Source organism: Pedobacter sp. AC163, from assembly GCF_979258665.1.
The window spans coordinates 1868414-1887462 of sequence record NZ_OZ409872.1 but is presented as its reverse complement, the minus strand read 5'-3'; the positions used below and the strand labels follow the sequence as shown (position 1 = coordinate 1887462).

Below are 19049 nucleotides of genomic sequence, written 5' to 3'. Positions count from 1 at the left end.
GCTAGGAATGAAGTAAATGTAGGAAATTATTTCATTCTGAAATTCCATTTCTGATTAAATTTAGCAATAATCTTCCGTATTTATACCCTGTACTTTTTAAAGCATGCACCTAAGCGTAAATATTTTATATGCCTTTTGTCTCATTTTTTTACCTTTGCTCAATCTCTAAAAAATTATGCAGGAAAATATTATTGTTTTAGGCTCTAATGGGCAAATTGGAACCGAATTGGTTACCATGTTAAGAAAAATTTATGGTGATGATCATGTAGTGGCTTGTGATATTCGACGACCAGATTACGACATCAAAAATTCTGCGCCCTTTGAGTTCGTAAACGTTTTGGATAAAGAGATGATTAATGGCATTTTCAAAAAGTATAAACCTACGCAGGTTTATCTTTTAGCTGCGCTATTATCAGCAACTGGTGAGCAAAACCCGAAGTTAGCCTGGGATTTGAATATGAATGGGCTTTTAAATGTGTTAGATTTAGCGTTAGAATATAAAGTAGCAAAGGTTTACTGGCCAAGTTCAATAGCTGTTTTCGGACCAAATTCTCCAAAGGATAACACGAATCAATATTGTGTGATGGACCCGAACACGGTATATGGAATAAGTAAACTGGCAGGAGAACGCTGGTGCGAATATTATAACCAAAAATATGGTTTGGATGTGCGCAGTATCCGTTATCCTGGATTAATTAGCTGGAAAGCTGCTCCAGGTGGTGGAACAACAGATTATGCTATTCATATTTTTCATGATGCATTAAAAAAAGGAAGTTATCAAAGTTTCTTAAATGCGGGTACCGAATTGCCAATGATGTATATGGATGATGCAATCCGCGGAACGATAGAATTGATGGATGCTCCATCAGATCAGATTACGGTTCGTAGCAGTTATAACTTTGGTGGGGTAAGTTTTACGCCAGAAATTTTGGCAGCAGAAATCAGAAAACATATTCCGGATTTTACCTTAACTTACACATCCGAAACTGATCCTAGGCAGCAAATTGCAAATAGTTGGCCACGTTCAATTGATGATAGTACTGCAGCAAAAGATTGGGGATGGAAACCGGAGTTCGATTTATCGAAACTGACAACCGATATGTTAAATAATTTAAAAAAATAAGGTAGGTGGTTTAAGGTGGAAGGTTAGGGTGTTTTAACCCCATTCCTTATACCTGATCCTCAATACTTGATACTAAAAATGGGAAGAGCATTCGAATTTAGAAAAGAAAGAAAGTTTAAGCGTTGGGCCAAAATGGCGGTTCAGTTTACGCGTATTGGTAAAGATATCGTGATGGCGGTGAAAGAATCAGGACCTCATCCTGAAACAAACTCTCGCTTGCGTACTGCAATGCAAAATGCAAAGGCGGTAAACATGCCAAAAGATAGGGTGGAGGCGGCTATTAAGCGGGCATCCGATAAATCGATGGCCAATTACGAAGAAATTGTGTATGAAGGTTATGCGCCTCATGGGGTAGCTGTTCTAATTGAAACCGCTACCGATAATACCAACCGTACCGTTGCAAATGTTCGGAGTTATTTCAATAAAACCGACGGTTCTTTAGGTAAAACTGGTTCATTAGATTTTATTTTCAACCGCAAATCTATTTTCCGTTTTGTACCTGCAGAAGGTTTGGATTTGGAAGAATTAGAATTTGAATTAATTGATGCGGGCTTGGAAGAATTATATGTAGAAGCTGATGAGGAAGGAAACGATATCGCCGTAGCACAAGGTGCTTTCGAGAATTTTGGTTCTTTGCAAAAAGCTTTGGAAGAAAAAGGGATTGAACTGAAAAGCTCTAAACTAGAGCGTATCGCATTATCGCACCACGAAGTTACAGAAGAGCAAGCTGCTGACGTAATGAAGTTGATTGATAAGTTAGAGGAAGATGATGACGTACAGGCGGTTTATCATAATATGGCGGAGTAAGGATTTTCAAATATGAAAACAAAAGGCTTGAAGATTTTATTCTTCAAGCCTTTTGTTTTTCTGATCTCCATAGTAACCTCAACCGTCCTTTAGAGCGAAGCCGCAAAATCCCTGAACAGAAAACAGATGGAAAAGATCTCTCCGCTACGTTGCACTCCGGTCGGGATGACGATGGATTAATTTTCCTAATCCTTCTGATGCCCAAACAACCAGGGCAACAAATTTGGTTCAGCGAATGCGCTATCCCAGCTGTTATGGTTTGCATTTGGATAGAGCGTAAATTTTACCTCTTTACCAACTACTTTTAGCCTTTCGGCAATCGCCATAGAAAATGCCGGATCAACGATATCATCTTTTCCACCATGAAAAATCCATAAAGGAATATTTTTGTATTTCTTAATATTGTTGGTGTTATCGCCACCGCAAATGGCAAAAGCAGCAGCAAAGGTGTTTCGCTTTCTTCTCAATAGTTCATAAGTTCCCATACCTCCCATGGATAGGCCGCCTACATAAACCTGCTCCTTATTTACAAAGGGTTTTTTTAAGAAATTCTTTACCATTCCCTGTAGAGCATGCATGGCTTTTGTCGGTTTTCCATTTTCAATGAAGCTAAAATTCCTTTTGCCCTTATCGTTTGTAGTGATGTTTACGTTTGCCCAATAGCTATCAGCCGGGCACTGTGGAAATACGATGATAGCGGGGAAGTTTCGCCTTATACCTTCGTTTAGAAATAATTTCGCCCCGTGTGTCAGTTGTTTCTCGTTGTCATTGCCGCTTTCTCCACGCCCATGCAATACAAATAATATCGGGTACTTCTGTTTAGGGTTGAAATTTTCTGGAAAAAGGATTCTGTAATAGATCGAATCCCTTCCTTTGATAAAACTGCCACGATCATATTTTTTTAAATCCTGAGCATTTAAAACGATCGTTGCAAGGAGCAAAAAGATGGTTAGAAAAATATTCTTCATCTAGCAAAAATAAAAAACCCTGCCTATTTTACAATAGTGCAGGGCTCATAATCAAACCTAACCTTGATTATTTTAATGTAAACGATGCTGCTTTTACATCTCTGGAATTTGTGCCGATAAACACCTGGAATTCTCCAGGTTCAGCTACAAATTTTAAGTCAGAATTGTAAAACTTCAAATCATTTTCTGAGATATTGAAAGATATTGTCTTGCTTTCACCCGCTTTTAAATTCACTTTCTGGAAACCTTTCAATTCTTTAACCGGACGGGTAATGCTTCCAACCAAATCGCGAATATAAAGTTGAACAACTTCTTTGCCATCATATTTACCAGTATTGCTTAAGGTTACAGAAGCTGTAATCGATTTGCCTTTGGTTAAGGTATTCGAGCTCAGTTTAACATCGCTGTAATTGAAAGTGGTGTAGCTTAAACCAAAACCAAATGGATATAAAGGATCGTTGCTCACATCTAGATAATTAGAACGGAATTTCTCGAACCATTTGCCTTCTGCCAAAGGGCGACCAGTGTTTTTGTGGGCATAATAAAGCGGCACCTGACCCACATTTTGAGGGAAAGTTGCACTTAATTTACCCGAAGGATTTACTTTTCCAAAAAGAGCATCGGCGATAGAATTTCCAGCTTCGCTGCCAGGAAACCAAACGTTTAAAATTGCAGGGATATTTTCCTGCTCCCATTTCAATGCCAACGGGCGACCAGTAAACAATACCAACACAATTGGTTTTCCTGTTTTTGCCAAAGCTTTTAAAAGGTTTTTCTGAGTTTCTGGAATTTGAATGTCGGTAACGCTACTGGCCTCACCGGTAAATTCAGATCCTTCACCCATAGTGGCAATTACCACATCTGATTTTTCGGCAACTCTCACGGCCTCCTTGATCATTTCTTCTTCTGATCTCGCATCGCGTTTGTAGGTTGGATTGTGAACGTTAACATAGCGGTGTTCGGCAACAGAATCGGCTAAAAAGTTTGAGCCACGAGCCGTTAAAATTTTAGCATCATTACCCAAAGCATTTTTTAAACCTTGCAACACCGTTACCGATTGATCGAACAAAGCCGCAACGCTCCAGGTACCATACATATTCGCCGTATTATCAGCCAAAGGACCGATTAAACCAATAGTGCCGGTTTTTTTAAGTGGAAGCAGGTTATTGTTGTTTTTTAATAAAACAAAACTTTCGGCTGAAATTTCACGGGCTATCTGGCGGTTTTCTGCATTGAACACCTCTTTTTCAGCTCTTGTTGGATCGCAAAATTTGTAAGGGTCAGTAAACAAACCCAACTTATATTTAGCTTGAAGGATTAAACGACAAGCCCTGTTTATTTCATTGATGCTTACTTTTTTCTCGGCAAGTGATTTTTTTAATGTTCCAAGGAAACCTTCTCCAACCATATCCATATCGATACCAGCATTCATGGCCAAAGCAGAAACGGTTTGTAAATCGCCCATACCATGCGCAATCATTTCAGGGATGCCCGTATAATCCGTAACGACGAAACCTTTGAAACCCCATTGGTTGCGCAACACATCAGTCATTAGCCATTTGCTTCCTGTCGCTGGAATACCATCAACCTCATTAAAAGAGGCCATAATACTTGCTGCACCTGCATCTACCGCAGCTTTGTACGGCGGGAAATATTCGTTATACATGCGCACCTTACTCATATCTGTGGTGTTGTAATCTCTACCCGCTTCTGCCGCTCCATACAATGCATAGTGTTTAACGCAAGCCAATATTTCATTATTTGCTTGCAACTTACCTTGATAACCTTTTACCATAGCAGCGGCAATTTTAGACCCTAAATAAGCATCTTCGCCACTGCCTTCAGAAATTCTTCCCCAACGTGGGTCGCGGGAAATATCAACCATAGGAGAGAAGGTCCAGTTGATGCCACTGGCGCTTGCTTCGATAGCTGCAACCCTTGCCGATTTTTCTACTGCTGTCATATTCCAGGTTGCGCTCATGCCCAATGGAATTGGAAAAACGGTATTGTAACCGTGAATCACATCCATCCCGAAAAGTAATGGAATTTTCAACCTGCTGTCTTCAACGGCAACTTTTTGTACCGCTTTAATTTTATCAACGCCTTTTATATTGAACAAACCACCCACCTGGCCGTCTTTAATCTTTTTTCCGATATCGCTACTATTCGCCTGCCCAGTGGTAATATCGCCAGAACTAGGCAAGTTGAGCTGCCCGATTTTTTCGTCGACAGTCATCTTAGCCATCAGGTTGCTGATGAAAGTATTCATCTTGGCCTCTTCAGGAGATATCGGTTTTTTGGTTTGCGCTGAAATATTCAGGGCTAAGGATGTTAAAAAAACAACTAGGATTTTCACTTTTTTCATATGTGTAAATTTGTTTTCAATGGTTATGAAGCTATCATGATTTTACTCACTAGTGTTTGTGACTGGCAAAATCATGATGGTTTCATTATATATGTGTTTTATGCTTTTAAAATTTAGTCCACTTTCTTCACTTTGCTTTTGGCTGAAACGCCATTTTCATTTATAGCTTCAATAGAAAAATAATAAGCCTTTTGGCTGTCCATCGCTTTAAACCAATACTCGTTGAAATCATGCACCATAATGCAGTTATACAATTTATCTGGAGCTGTGCCGTAATACAAATTATACGCAAATGCATTATCAACAGGTTGCCACTTAATGTAAGCACTGCGCTTGTCTTTCTCTGTTCTGAGTACAATTAGGTTTCTAACTTCTGAAGGTTTTTCGCCGTTTCCATTTCCAAAAACGCGGAGGCCGCTAATGGCAAATTTCCCGGTTGGCATGTGGATATTCACCATCTTGATATATCGTGTTTTAACAGGTTTTTCCAACTCGATATAATCATGGGGAACATCAGTTTTATTCTGACTTTTATCCACTAACGTTGTCCAGTTTTTACCATCAGTTGATGAAAGGATTTTATATTGGTGGTAAATGCCGATGTGCTTGCCGATAAATTCAGCATCTTGATCGGCATAGTTTATTTGGATAGCGTTTACTGTGGCTAAGCTTCCTAAATCGGTTTGAATCCACTCCCCATTGTTAGCCGTTTTGGCACTCCAATAGGTCTTTATACTTTCATCAACAGCATTATTAGCATTGAAAGCTCCAAGTGTCGAAGAAACCGTTACTGGTTTTTTATAATTGATGAGCATCCAGCCTGGCCCCGCTGGTCCATTTTCTTTTCTTTCTGATGGGAGATAAAGCGGATAATCACCAAAAGCCGTATTCGTCCACATGACATCATCCTTATCGAAACCGGTTGGCCAAATTCCCATTCTGCGTTCCCATGTATTTTTTACACAAATGATACTGGTAGAGATGTGCCAATAATTTTTGCTGTTATCCTGAAAGGTTGCTCCATGACCAGCACCTCGGGAAAATCCACCACCTTTATAGCTCAGCGGATCGGATTGTGGTGTAAACTGCGAATCGTAAAAAAGTGGCTTTGTACCCACTACCACGCCATCTGAATAGCCACTAAATTCTGTTCCCGGAGCGCCATATTGAAAATAGTATTTTCCATTGTGTTTGGTCATCCAAGCGCCCTCGGCAAAAGGATCGAGGAAAGTGTTATCCATATATTCACCAAAACGTTGCCAACCATATCGCCAGCTTTCTAGTAAATACATCGGCATACGTGTGCCTTTTGGTTGAAATGTTTTTCGATCGAGTTCTACGCCATACATCGGATAATTATTACTACTGCCATTGTACATGTAAAATTTTCCATCATCATCAGTAAAAAATGCAGGATCCCAGCCACCAATTTCCAAGGAATCAACCAATGGAAACCATTTATTGCCTAGTGGATCTGTGCTTCCCCAAAGCGTAAAATTTTTGGTGTAAGTACTGCCGAAAACTACGACTGTATCACCAATAATACCCACTCCCGGAGCGCAAAGTTCATCTTTCGTTTTATTCCAGGGGCGAAGAAATTTGCGTTCTATAAATTTCCAGTTCAACATATCCGAACTGTGCCAGTAACCCCATTGATTGGTACTAAACAGCAGATATTCGCCCTTGTAATTCACAATAACCGGATCGGCCGTTGCTCTATGTTTGCCCCATTCGGTAAAAGATTCAAAAGGAGTGTAACCATAATCAACATTGATAGGGTTGCAATAGGTTTTTTGCTTCTGAGCGAATGATGCCAGAAAGAAGGTTAAAAAGAAGATTGTAAGTATCGTTTTTTTCATGCTTTAAACTTCAAACGCAATAATGAATTATTTTATCTCCGAACTTTCAAATCCCAATTTCGTCAACCCTTTTTGTACATCAGAATTACTCATAAATAGCTTCCAAAGTAAACCTGATCTATAATTTTCGATCATCACCACCATCGGGCCTTGATCAATGCCTAAATATCTTTTTGGATACCAATTATCCGTTTCTGAAAACGCATCGTAGAAACCATATTTGCCCCAAACTTTATCTCCTAAATTTTCATATAAATGACGGATGACTTTCATTGATTCTTTTGGTGTGTATGGAATTGACGAAATGGCTGCGGTAGGGGAGATCACCCCAAAATCTTCTTGTGGATTATGAGCTGCATAACCTTTAACCGAATAACTTGCCGTTAATCCCCAGTTGTTTTCACCGTAACCTTTGAATCCTTTTGGGTTAGCTACACAATAATCGTGAATGGCCAGCGTATGGTTTACATTGTTTTCCCAATAATTGGCATACTGGTCTCTCAACCCATTAGGATTTAATCCCAGGTATGAATAATGCGCCCAAAAAAGCGGTCCAACTGATTTTTTTTGTCCCTGGTAATACATCGTAAAAGGGTGTCCGTAAACCTCAAAATTATCTTTGATTTTACCTTTTGCTGCCCAACCTTCGTGGTAAACTTCGGCAGGAACTGTGTGCGTAGGCGAAGATGCTGCAAGCACATACATAATCAAACACTCGTTGTAGCCTTGAACAGGAAAATTCATTTCCCAGTTATATTCTGGCGACCAGTGCCAGTAAAGCACATTTTGCCCGCCCTTACGGTACCAGTTGAAATCAATTCCTTTCCAAAGTTGATCTGCTTTTTGAGCCACCGCTTTTTCTTCGGCATTGCCATTTTTATAATATGCATCAATACAAATTAGAGCTTGCGCAACAAATGAGGTTTCAACCAAATCGCCGCCATTGTCTTTTTTACCAAAGGGTTTTACTTTTCCGGTTTCGCCATAAATCCAATGCGACCATGCCCCATGGAAACGATCTGCTTTAGTCAGAAAATCTAAAATTTTATTTAGTCGATCCAGGCCCTCTTTTTTGGTTACATAACCTCTGTCTATTCCACTTAAAATGGCCATTAAACCAAAACCTGTGGCTCCTGTAGCTACAGTACTTTTATCGTTGTCTGGATAAATTTCATCGGCGTGATAACGCTCCCTACCTGCACCTGAAGTAGGTTCGGCGCCATCCCAGAAGTATTGAAATGTCTGCTTCTGAACAAGATCTAGCAACTGCTCATCAGATAAGCCTTTTTTGATGGTTAAATCGGGGTTATAGGGTTTACTTACTTGTTGCGCACAAGACGAAAAGGAAATTGCGATAACAGATACGAGAAGTAAGTTGCGGAATGTAAGTTTCATTAGGAATGTAAAATGCTAAAGGTTGGGACTACTGAAACCTAAACTTTTCATGCCTGCTTTTACCTCAGGTGCACTCATAAATAGATTCCAGATTAATTTTGTTCTATAATTTTCAATCATCACCACTATTGGGCCTTGGTCAATAGCTAGCGTAGAGGAGGCAAACCATTGGTCTTTTAGCGAGAAGGCATCGTAGAAGCCATATTCTCCCCAAGTTTTGTTTCCAAGCTTGTAGTAGAAAAATTTTAAAGCCTGCATAGATTCTGTTGGTGTATAGGCCATAGATGCTAGTGCAGCAGTAGGAGCTATGGTTCCAACATCATTTGTTGGCGAACTCGCAGTATATCCTCCTTGAATATCACTTGCCGTTAAACCCCAGCAATTTTCTCCATAGCCATAATTGGCTTGCGGATTTGCTTTGCAGTAATTGTAATTGATTAAAGTATGTGCTTTAGTTTGCGTTTCGTAATTAGCATAAGCATCTGTTAACCCATTCGGATTGATCCCCATGAACGAATAATGTGAAAAAAACATAGGCCCACCATTTGCAGGACCTAGTGGAAGTTGGACACCATAATACGTGTTGCCATTTTTCATGGATCCGTTTTGAGCCCAGCCGCTATCATAAACTGATTTTGGAATAGAGTAAGTAGGCGACGCTGCTGCCATTACATAGGTAATTAAACATTCGTTCCAGCCTTTGATCGGTAGGTTCATATCCCATCCATAATTTGGACTCCAATGCCAGTAGAGTGTGGCGCTGTTATCTTTTCTGTACCAGTTCCACTCTACGCCATTATAAATAGTGTTGATGTCGTTTCGTAAATTAGTTTCAGCTGCATCTGTGCCGCTGAAGTATTGACGAGCCGTAATTAAACCAGCCATTAGAAATGAAGTTTCTACCAGGTCGCCACCATTGTCTTTTGTGCTAAAGGGAATTACTTTTCCGGTATTTCCATCTAACCAATGCGGATAAGCACCGTGAAAGCGCTCAGCAGTTTTTAAGAAAGCTACGATTTTTTGCATGCGGGCTAAACCATCAGTTCTGCTAATAAAGTTGCGGTTTATCCCAGTAACCAGTGCCATAATGCCGAAGCCGGAACCTCCCGAAGTAACGGTATTGCCTGATGTATTCCTTTCTCTGGCCAAACCACTTGTCGGGTGGCCGAAATCCCAGAAATATTTAAATGTTTGCTTTTGAACAAGGGTTAAAAGTTCATCATCGCTAATGCGGGGAAATTTGTCGGTATCGTCAACCGCTGTTATTAAGTTAACGGCAATACTGCTTTGCAGTTTGTTGTTAGTTTTGGATAATAAGCCAGTATTAACAGTTAAAATATATTTTGTAATAGGTTGCAAAGCCGAAGGCGTTATCACAACGGTATTATCGTTATTCTCTAAAGTTGGTATAAATGCAGCTGAGTTTCCAGCAGCATCTGTTAAGGTAATATTTCCACTAACGGAAGTAAGATTAATGGGAGATGAAAAGGTGATTTTAATAATGGGAACATTATTTAAACCAAAGTAAGTAAAGCCATTGAAAGTGCCATTTACTTTCAAATCGGAAAAAGAAAAAGTTGATGGGGGAGTAACAGGATCAATAATGGGATCTGATGATCCACCTTTTTTACAGGAGAAGAAAAAAATAGAAAGTGCTAAAATATATAAGTAAATTTTTTTCATTTGAGGATAGTTAAAAAAAAGGCTGCCAAACGGCAGCCCTTTTATATGTGCCTAGTTAGGATTAAGAATGTTATTTTCCTCTACCTTCTAGTTTAGCTAGATAGCCAACCTCATCATCGGTTAAGGCTTTGTTGTAAATTTTGACCTCATCTAATTGACCAGTTAGAAAGTTTGCCCAAGGCTCTTTTGAATGGCTTGTTGTTTGGCTAGGTGTTGTCATAAATTGAACTGTACCAAAAACTAAATTTCCAGAATTCACAAAATTTAGCGGCCCGGTTATTCCATCTAGTTTTCCAGCGCTGAGCCTAGAACCATTTACATATACTTTTACCATAGAGGTAGTTTCATCATAAGAAACAGAAAATGCATTCCATTTACCAAAAAAGTTAGCTACATTACTAACAGTGTAAGTTTTATCGCCAGTTCCATTATTTGTAAATACTACTTTTATTGTTGCATTATCGTTAGTGCTTCCATTTTCAATAAATACTTCTAAGTTACCCCAGAACTGCGATTTATTAGATAGACTGAAAAGCCCAATAATTCCAGTAGTTGGGGCAGCTGTATTTACCCATTCTGTTAACGTAAAACTTTTTAAACTTGTAATCTTGGTAGATGGAGCACTTAAAGCATACTTGTCAATGCCACCTTGTAGAGACTGTCCTTTAATTCCCATAGTGAAACTAGTTCCTGTGTTTACACCAGCAGTATTCGATATGCTATCAATTAAGCTACCATCGAATGCCCAGTAGGCAACTAAATTACTTGTGGCGATTTGTTTCGAGTTGGTGTATCCTCCAATGTTTAAAGGTGGAGCATAGCTAGTCGGATCAAATTCTTTTTGGCATGATGACAAGCCTAAAGTTGTGATTGCTATTAATAAAAAATATTTTGTTTTCATTTGTCTTAAAATTAAGCGATTAATAACCTGGGTTTTGAGTTAAAGTTCCTGCGCTTTTATCGATTTCGTTTGAAGGAATTGGCCAAACTTCATTTTTGCCAGCTTTCCATCCTTTAGGGCCAAATACTGCAGTTCCACGACCTTGGCGAATAACATCAAAGTAGCGATCATACTCCATTGCTAATTCGACAAATCTTTCTTTCCAAATAGCTTGACGAATTGCTTCTTTGTCTGTTGATGTAACATCAGGAAGCACTCCAGCAACACCTCCTCTTGCACGGGCTCGTACACGATTTAGTGATGTTTTAGCTAAAGTTGGATTTCCTTGTTCGTTTGCTGCCTCAGCATTCATTAACAAAACCTCTGCAAAGCGGATCACCCGTACATTTTGTTGAGCACCTTGGTTGTAGCTTGAATTAATTAAATTGAAAGGTACATATGGTTTTTGGCTATACATCGGATTTGGAACTGTAACAGGAATGGCATCACCTTGAGGCGTCGTTTCTCCTCTAAAGATGATAGTTGCATCTCTTCTTACATCGCCAGGCTCATATGCAGCAGCTAAAGTTGCTGTAGGAACATTCAAGCCATAACCACCTAATGTGCCTCTAACGCCTTGTATTTGGCTATATTGAGATGTAGCTGAGCCATCAATAGTTGGAATAATTTCACATTGGATTTCAAATATTGATTCCACATTATTCTCATTATTTAGGCGAAAGCTTTGCTCGTAATTAGGAAATAAGCTGTAACCCATAGTCATCACAGTATTTGTTAGGCTAAGAACATCAGCCCATTTTTGTTGGTACATCGCCACTTTAGCATGTAATGCAAGAGCTGCGCCTTTGGTAGCTCTTCCTAAATCAGCTGCTGGATAAGTTTGAGGTAACACAGCGGCGGCATCATCCAAATCTTTCTCAATGGCAGCATAAACTTGTGCTTTTGGTGTCCTAGGAATATTAAATTCTGAGGCATCTTTAGGAACATTTAAACGCAAAGGTACGTCACCATAGGCTCTTACTAACCGAAAGTAAGAGTAAGCACGAACAAATTTTGCTTCTGCAAGATATCTAGCTTTCAGGCCTGCATCCATACTAATTGCAGGGATGTTATCTAAGACTTGGTTACATAAATTAATGTTTTTGTACTGACCATTCCAAAATCCCTGTAACTGACCTTCAGTGGAAGAAACACTAAAATCGTCGTAACTGTTGTAGTAACTCGCATCATTTGGATCACTGCCTTTTTCTGCGTCATCACCACCAACGCTTTCTATGGCTATTGCTGGAAATCCTGTATTATCATTGGCTCGCAGTATACCATAGATTGAATTAACAGCTTTAGTTGCATCATCTTGAGTTTTCCAAAATGTAATAGCAGGTTGCTGTGCTTGTGGATCTACATCTAAAAAACTTTTCTTACATGCAGGCAGTGCGAATAGACTTGTGCATAGCGCAACAAGTCCAATCTTTTGTATATAATTATTTTTATTATTTAATTTCATGGCTATTTTTATTAGAAAGTAACTTGAAGACCTAATCTATAAGTAGCTGATAAAGGATAAACGCTTGCATCAATTCCTGCATTTGTTGGCGTTCCTCCAATTTCAGGAGTGAAGCCTTTATATCCAAAAAGATTCACAGCATTTTGCGCATCAACAAAAACTCTTATTCTTTGCATTTTCCATTTGCTCATTAACATTGATGGCAAAGCATATCCCAATTGAATATTTCTTAAACGAATGTATGAACCGTCTTCAACATAAAATGAATTAGGGGCAGCATTTGCAGTTGAACCTACAGCAGCAGAAGGATAGGTGGTTGAAGTGCCAGGTCCTTGCCATCTGTTATCGTAAAAGTCTTTGCTAAAGTTTTCGTTACCAAAACGATACGCAACATTTGCATTAAATACGTCCACGCCAGCCACTCCTTGTATGTCTAATGACATATCGAAGTTCTTATAGTTGAACGACGTATTTAAACCATAACTGAATTTAGGATTAGGGTTACCTAAAACAATACGGTCTTTACCATCAATAATTCCATCACCGTTTTGATCTACATATCTAAAATCACCTGGCTTGGCTGTTTTTTGTGCTGATGCAGCAACTTCAGCGTTATTTTGAAATATTCCAGCTACATCGTAACCGAAGAATTCTCCAATTGCACCACCTTGAATTGTACGTGTTGCTAACGCACCATTAGCTATTCCAGCACCACCTGCATAAATTGGATTTAAACCAGTTACCACAGATATAACTTTATTGTTGTTAATTCCGATATTCCCACTAATTGAATATCCAAAACCGCCTTTTGATTTATCAGTAAATGTTGCTAAAAATTCAAATCCTCTATTTTGAAAATCTGCCTGGTTACCAATTAATGATCCCGATGCCGTTCCGATAGAACTTAAAACTGGAATTTCAAAAATGGCTTGTTCAGTTTTTTTATTATAGATACCTGTTTCAATGCTTAAACGATTATCCAAAAATCTTGCTTCAATACCAACATCTGTGCCCGTTGTCCGCTCCCAATTTAGAAAAGAAGGAACCAATGAGTTGATGTTTGCGCCAGTATATCCAACTCCGTTAAAAAAGGCTACTAAATCACCACCTTGAGATACGGTGAGCGTAGTTGGGTTAATTGGAACACCTGCGTTGCCTACTTTACCCCAAGATCCTTTTAATTTTAGGTAATTAACAACTTTTTGATCTTTCATGAAATCTTCATTGCTGATTACCCAACCTGCTCCAACTGCTGGGAAATTACCCCATAAATCGCCTCCCCCAAAAAATTGAGATGCTCCGTCTCTACGAATTGTCGCATTTAACAGATATTTATCTTTATAAGAATAATTAACGCGACCAAAGTAAGAAGCTGAAGTTGATAAACTTCCACCGTCTAATACAGTACGTGTGGCCGCAGTTCCTAGAGCTAGATATAAGTCACCATCACTTGAATAGGGAACATCAAAAGCTTTCGAATTAATGAAGTAAGATTTTCTTCGTTGCGCTGTTGTTCCGATTAAAGCTGTGATGTTGTGATTGCCAAACGTATTTTTGTACGTTAAGGTGTTTTCTAAAATCCAGTTTCTTGTTTCATTTCTTTTTATTTCTAATGTGCTTTGTGTTGTTCTCTGCCCTTGTGTTGCTGCATATACTGGTGTGTATGCTCTTACCTCATTCTGGCCAAAATCTCCGCCAGCGCTAGTTTTAAAGGTAAAGTTTTTGGCAAACGTCAATTCGGCATAAACATTTCCATTCATTCTATAGTTTTTAGATTTCTGATTAAAATAATCTAAAGTAACCTGTGGATTGAAATTGTTTCCACCACCTAAGCTAAAATCATTCGCATCACCATAAGTTCCATCAGCATAATAAACAGGAACTACTGGTCCTGCTGTGTAGAGCTGACGAAATATACCATCGTTTATGTCGTTTGTGTTAATAGCTGTACCCGAAACGGTATACCCGATTTTTAAAGGTTTTAAAACTTGAAAATCATTAGATAATTTAGCTGTATAACGCTTATAGTTCTGAGTTTTCACTATTCCATCCTCATTGGTGTAACCTAAAGAGAAATTGTAAGTTGTTTTCTCCGTTCCACCATTTACTGAGATTTGATGATTCGTTTGTAAAGCATTTCTAAATGCTTGATTGTACCAGTTTGTACCAGTACCAAATGAAGACGGGTTAGCAAACAACGGATTGGCGCCGTTAGATGCAGATAGTTCGTTAATAATGGTTGCATATTCTGTTGCATTAGCCATTTCAACTTGGTTAGTTACAGCCTTATAACCGATAGAGCCATTATAAGCTATGCTAGGTTCGCCAGTTTTACCTCTCTTTGTGGTTACCAAAACAACACCATTTGCTGCTCTGATACCGTAGATAGATTGAGAAGACGCATCTTTCAAAATGCTAATATTCTCGATGTCGGCCGGGTTTAAGAAGCTAATCTCATCATACCATACACCATCGACAACGTATAGAACACCAGTATTGCCATAAACTGTTCCAGTACCACGAATCGTAATTTGTGGAGACGAACCCGGAGCACCGTTGTTGGTTATAGAAACACCAGCAACTTTACCTTGCAAAGCACTTACGGGATTTACCGAAGCTTGCTTTGATATATCTTCGCCTTTAACTGTGGCTACCGATCCGGTAACATCGATTTTCCTTTGTGTACCGTAACCCACAACCACAACTTGATCTAACTGTTGTGTACTTGAAGCTAATGCTACATTAATAGTTGTTCGGTTGCCAACTGCTTGCTCTTGGGCAGTATAGCCTACAAAATTAAAGACTAATGTTGCTGTAGATGGTACACTGATGGAGTAGTTACCATTTGCATCTGTTTGAGTGCCTCCTTGTGCTCCTTTAATTAAGATAGTTACGCCAGGTAACGGAGTTTTATCACCTCCATCTGTTACCACACCTTTTACAGTGATGTTTTGCGCAAACGCTACGTTAATTGCGAGTAAAAGAAATACGGCCAGAACAGAAATTCTTGTAAAAATTCTTTTCATGCTTATTAAAAATTTAGTTTAATTGATAGGATAAATGTGGGGTTGTTTTTTTGGTTGTGCAAGTGCTTTTACCTCAACATTAATACATCATTTTTATAAGAGAAGTTTTTTCAGAGGAAAACCAATTAGCATTTTGGGCCAAAAAGGCAATTTTTAAGCTTTGTAACTAATTAATTACCCGAGTTAAGTGTGTAAGTTACACTAAGGCTTTTGTAGGGGTAAAAAAATAGTTATGAGAGGTAATGATGTAGTGTTTTTAACCATCCGATGTTTGAAATTCTAAAGAATATCGTTTTTATGCAAACGTTCCCGACGATGTTTCGGCTTAGTTTTCTTCTTTGAAGTTACAATTCCATTAAGAATTCAGTTAGGTTTTTATCGTGTGGTACTTCCAGTTTTTTACGCAAGCGATAGCGGCGAATTTCCACACCTCTTAGGCTAATATTTAGCAATGACGACATCTCTTTACTGCTCATGTTCATCCGCAGATAGGCACAAAGCTTCAGGTCGTTCGGTACCAAATCCGGATGTTGTGCTTTAAGCTTTTTGAAGAAACTTTCATGGGCCTCATTAAAGCTGTTTTCGAATAAATGCCAATCCCGCTCATCATTCATTCCATCGTTAATTACCTTTTGAATTTTTTTAGTCTGATCGTCTGAAAGCTTCTTGCCATTCTCATCTTTCAGCTTGGTAATTTCATCACTCAGTTTTTGAAGCAGCTCATTTTTATAAACCAAGGTCATGGCCGAGTTGGCAAGTTCTCTATTTTTGGAGGCCAGCTCTGCCTGAAGCTTTTCGGTTTGCAGCTTTATAATTTGCTTTTCGTTTACTTCGGCCTCCTGTTTTAGAATTTCATCCTGCTCTGCTTTCAACCGCTCACTAATCTTATGACTATCGCGTTTCAGCTTTGCTTCGTACAGCTTTTTGCCCACGAGTAATACGACCACAACTAAAATTGAGTATAAAACAATAGCAATGTTGCTTAGATACCATGGCCGGAGGATGGTGAACTCGAAAGTGGTGATCTCGCTAATCGAAGAATCATTGATTTTTGCCCGCACCTTGAATTTATAAGTGCCGCTGCTCAGGTTGGTAAAATCTTTTTGGGTAGCCACACTCCAATCCGACCAATCTTTAGAATATCCTTCTAAATAGTATTGAAATTTGAGCTTTGCCTGTCGGTAATACGGCAGGGCAAATGAGATCCTAATGTTGTTCCTGCTGTTTGGTATCTCCGTTTCTTCATTGTGATTGCCTGTTTCGCTGATTGTGAAATACTTATCTGTGATGTCTTCAATCCTCCGGATTAAAACTGTTGGAAGTTTCCTTTTGCCAGGCGATTGGCTAAGCAGATTATTGTAAATTACGAAACCATCATCAACACTGATCAAATAAATAGAATTTCCAATTTGACTAATGTTTTCATAGTATTGAACCATTCTGCCATCTAAAAGGCTAAACTGATTGGAGTCGATTTCTATTTTCCCAGGTTCGGAAAAGTTTACCAATGAGGTTTTGCCATGATCGATAAACCAATACTTTTTATTGACCGCACTAATAATTTTGTTAGAAGTAGAGAATGAGCCGAGGCTTTTGTTGAGCACATCATACAAAGTAAATTTATTGCTCAATTCATCGTAAGTGTAAAATCCTTTATCGGAGGAGAACACAATTCTATTCTCCAGATTGAAAATATTTACGTTATAGTTTCCAGGTAAGCCATTCTGTTCATCGAAATATTTTACACTGGTTACTTTGCTAAAAGTGCTGTTCAGGGTGAGTTTGTATAAGCCCTTATAGGCGTGGGCTACCCAAATATCGCCTTTGTTATCTTGCTCAATGAATCTGGATGGTTCTGTAAAGCCTAAAACTTTACCATCAAATTTTAATCCCGACGCGGTATTTTGATAGAGTGATAACCCGACATAAGTTCCCTGGATAAAATAGTTGGGGTTAGAATGAAGTTGTTTAATGGTCCAACCGCCACTTACCGACGAGATCCAACTGATTTGATCGCCTAAAACTTTAAAAGTACCACTATTGTGACCACAAATTAATTCGTTATTCACGATGGCGAGATCCCAAACCTGCCCTTGCGAACTTGGAATAAGGCGAAAATTGAAAGGAGTTAATTCATCGTTTTTAGACCAATTGCTGTAAAACAAGCCCTGGTTAGTCCCCAGGTAAATTTTATCTTTAAAAATGATGCTGGAGTAAACGGTTCCGAACTGTCCGGTTTTATCGAAATAGAAATAAAGTGGGGAGTTTAACTCAATGCGGTCGATTCCATTATCCAAACCCGTCCACAGATTTTGCTCGTTATCGGCAAAAATACTTAATACCGTATTATTTTGTAAACCACTCGATTTGTTGATGCGTTGCACTACCCGGCCACTTTCATCAATGATGATTAATCCATTTAGAATGGTGCCATAAGCATAATATTTATTTAAGAGCTTTACACCATTATTTAGTTGGTAAGTTTTGAGATAGTCGTTGGCTGGGGTAGCAAGAGGTGCAAAATCTTTTCCATCGAAAGTAAACAGGCCGTTTTTACTGGTGCCAATAATGAAACCACCATTTTTATAGGGTAAGATAGAGAGCACACCTTGTTTACCCAGCTTTTCACTATTCGGAATAAACTTCAATTGGTTTCCTGCTAATTCAAATAAACCTTTGTCGAGCACCTCGACAATGTATTTGTTGTTTACCTGATGTAAAAAGAGAAAGGAAGATGGTGCTTTAATGATCTCAATTTTTCCATTTTTATAAATAAATATCCTGGAGAAGGATTGAAAAATCACACGATCTTTATCCACATATATTTTCCAGATTTCATCACTTACTTTATTGCCTTTTGGTAGGAGCGGGGTGAGTGATTGATATGTTAATTTGTTGTTGGTATAAGCCCAGTACCCAAATTCACCAAAAGCTCCAGTATATATTTTTCCATTATTGTCAGTCGCTACTGAACGAACAATTTGTCGGTTGGGCATTTGGTACTTTTGCCAATATTTGCCATCGAAGGTTAAGAGACCTTCGGCATTCCCGAAGTACATGATGCCATTTTTATCCTTCGCAATGCTCCAATTTTGATTGCCTGATGCGTAAACCGATTTTGGGTAATTTTCGATATATGGCACCCCAATGCTTTTGATGTCAGAAGCATTGGTTATTTGGGCAAATAGGGAAAGGAGTAATAAAAGGTGAAAAAATTTATGCATATATTATGGATAATAGAACAAATGATTAAAGAACCAGGAACAAAGAATAAGGAACAAGGATTAAAGAATAGAGACAAGAGTAACAAAGAAGAAATACCTCCCAACCATTTGCTCCCAACTCCCAACGCTCAACTCCCAGCTAGACAACCTAGCTTTTGACTACCGACTCCGGACTAGAAACTCTCAACTCCCAA

Annotated in this window: 11 protein-coding genes; 2 read left to right on the top strand and 9 right to left on the bottom strand. The window is 38.8% G+C overall.

Features of this window, described 5'->3' with window-relative positions:
* The first annotated feature begins 175 nt into the window (after positions 1-175).
* Positions 176-1123, top strand: a complete 948-nt coding sequence (locus tag ACZZZK_RS07960) for an NAD-dependent epimerase/dehydratase family protein (RefSeq protein WP_265798197.1) — start codon at positions 176-178, stop codon at positions 1121-1123.
* Positions 1124-1201: 78 nt separating this feature from the next.
* Positions 1202-1930: a YebC/PmpR family DNA-binding transcriptional regulator gene (locus ACZZZK_RS07955; protein WP_086547484.1), complete on the top strand. Its 729-nt coding sequence runs from the start codon at positions 1202-1204 to the stop codon at positions 1928-1930.
* A gap of 185 nt (positions 1931-2115) precedes the next feature.
* Here the strand turns inward: ACZZZK_RS07955 and ACZZZK_RS07950 are convergent, their stop codons facing one another.
* The 9 genes from ACZZZK_RS07950 to ACZZZK_RS07910 form a co-directional block, all read right to left on the bottom strand.
* Positions 2116-2898 (bottom strand): carboxylesterase family protein, encoded by a 783-nt coding sequence (locus tag ACZZZK_RS07950; protein ID WP_463483680.1) that lies wholly within the window; start codon positions 2896-2898, stop codon positions 2116-2118.
* A gap of 67 nt (positions 2899-2965) precedes the next feature.
* Positions 2966-5263, bottom strand: a complete 2298-nt coding sequence (gene bglX / locus ACZZZK_RS07945; protein ID WP_463483679.1) for a beta-glucosidase BglX — start codon at positions 5261-5263, stop codon at positions 2966-2968.
* 113 nt (positions 5264-5376) lie between these two features.
* Positions 5377-7122, bottom strand: a complete 1746-nt coding sequence (locus tag ACZZZK_RS07940; RefSeq protein WP_463483678.1) for a discoidin domain-containing protein — start codon at positions 7120-7122, stop codon at positions 5377-5379.
* A gap of 27 nt (positions 7123-7149) precedes the next feature.
* A complete protein-coding gene (locus ACZZZK_RS07935) occupies positions 7150-8517 on the bottom strand; it encodes a glucoamylase family protein (RefSeq protein WP_463483677.1) in 1368 nt (455 codons plus the stop codon).
* 15 nt (positions 8518-8532) lie between these two features.
* Positions 8533-10200, bottom strand: a complete 1668-nt coding sequence (locus tag ACZZZK_RS07930) for a glucoamylase family protein (RefSeq protein ID WP_463483676.1) — start codon at positions 10198-10200, stop codon at positions 8533-8535.
* A gap of 70 nt (positions 10201-10270) precedes the next feature.
* Positions 10271-11101, bottom strand: coding sequence for a LamG-like jellyroll fold domain-containing protein (locus ACZZZK_RS07925; protein WP_463483675.1), 831 nt, complete (start codon positions 11099-11101; stop codon positions 10271-10273).
* Positions 11102-11120: 19 nt separating this feature from the next.
* Positions 11121-12605 carry a RagB/SusD family nutrient uptake outer membrane protein gene (locus tag ACZZZK_RS07920; protein WP_463483674.1) on the bottom strand — a complete coding sequence of 495 codons (1485 nt, stop codon included), beginning with the start codon at positions 12603-12605 and terminating at the stop codon, positions 11121-11123.
* Between the two features lie 11 nt (positions 12606-12616).
* A complete protein-coding gene (locus ACZZZK_RS07915) occupies positions 12617-15631 on the bottom strand; it encodes a SusC/RagA family TonB-linked outer membrane protein (RefSeq protein WP_463483673.1) in 3015 nt (1004 codons plus the stop codon).
* Positions 15632-15975: 344 nt separating this feature from the next.
* Positions 15976-18855 carry a triple tyrosine motif-containing protein gene (locus ACZZZK_RS07910; protein WP_463483672.1) on the bottom strand — a complete coding sequence of 960 codons (2880 nt, stop codon included), beginning with the start codon at positions 18853-18855 and terminating at the stop codon, positions 15976-15978.
* Positions 18856-19049 lie beyond the last annotated feature (194 nt).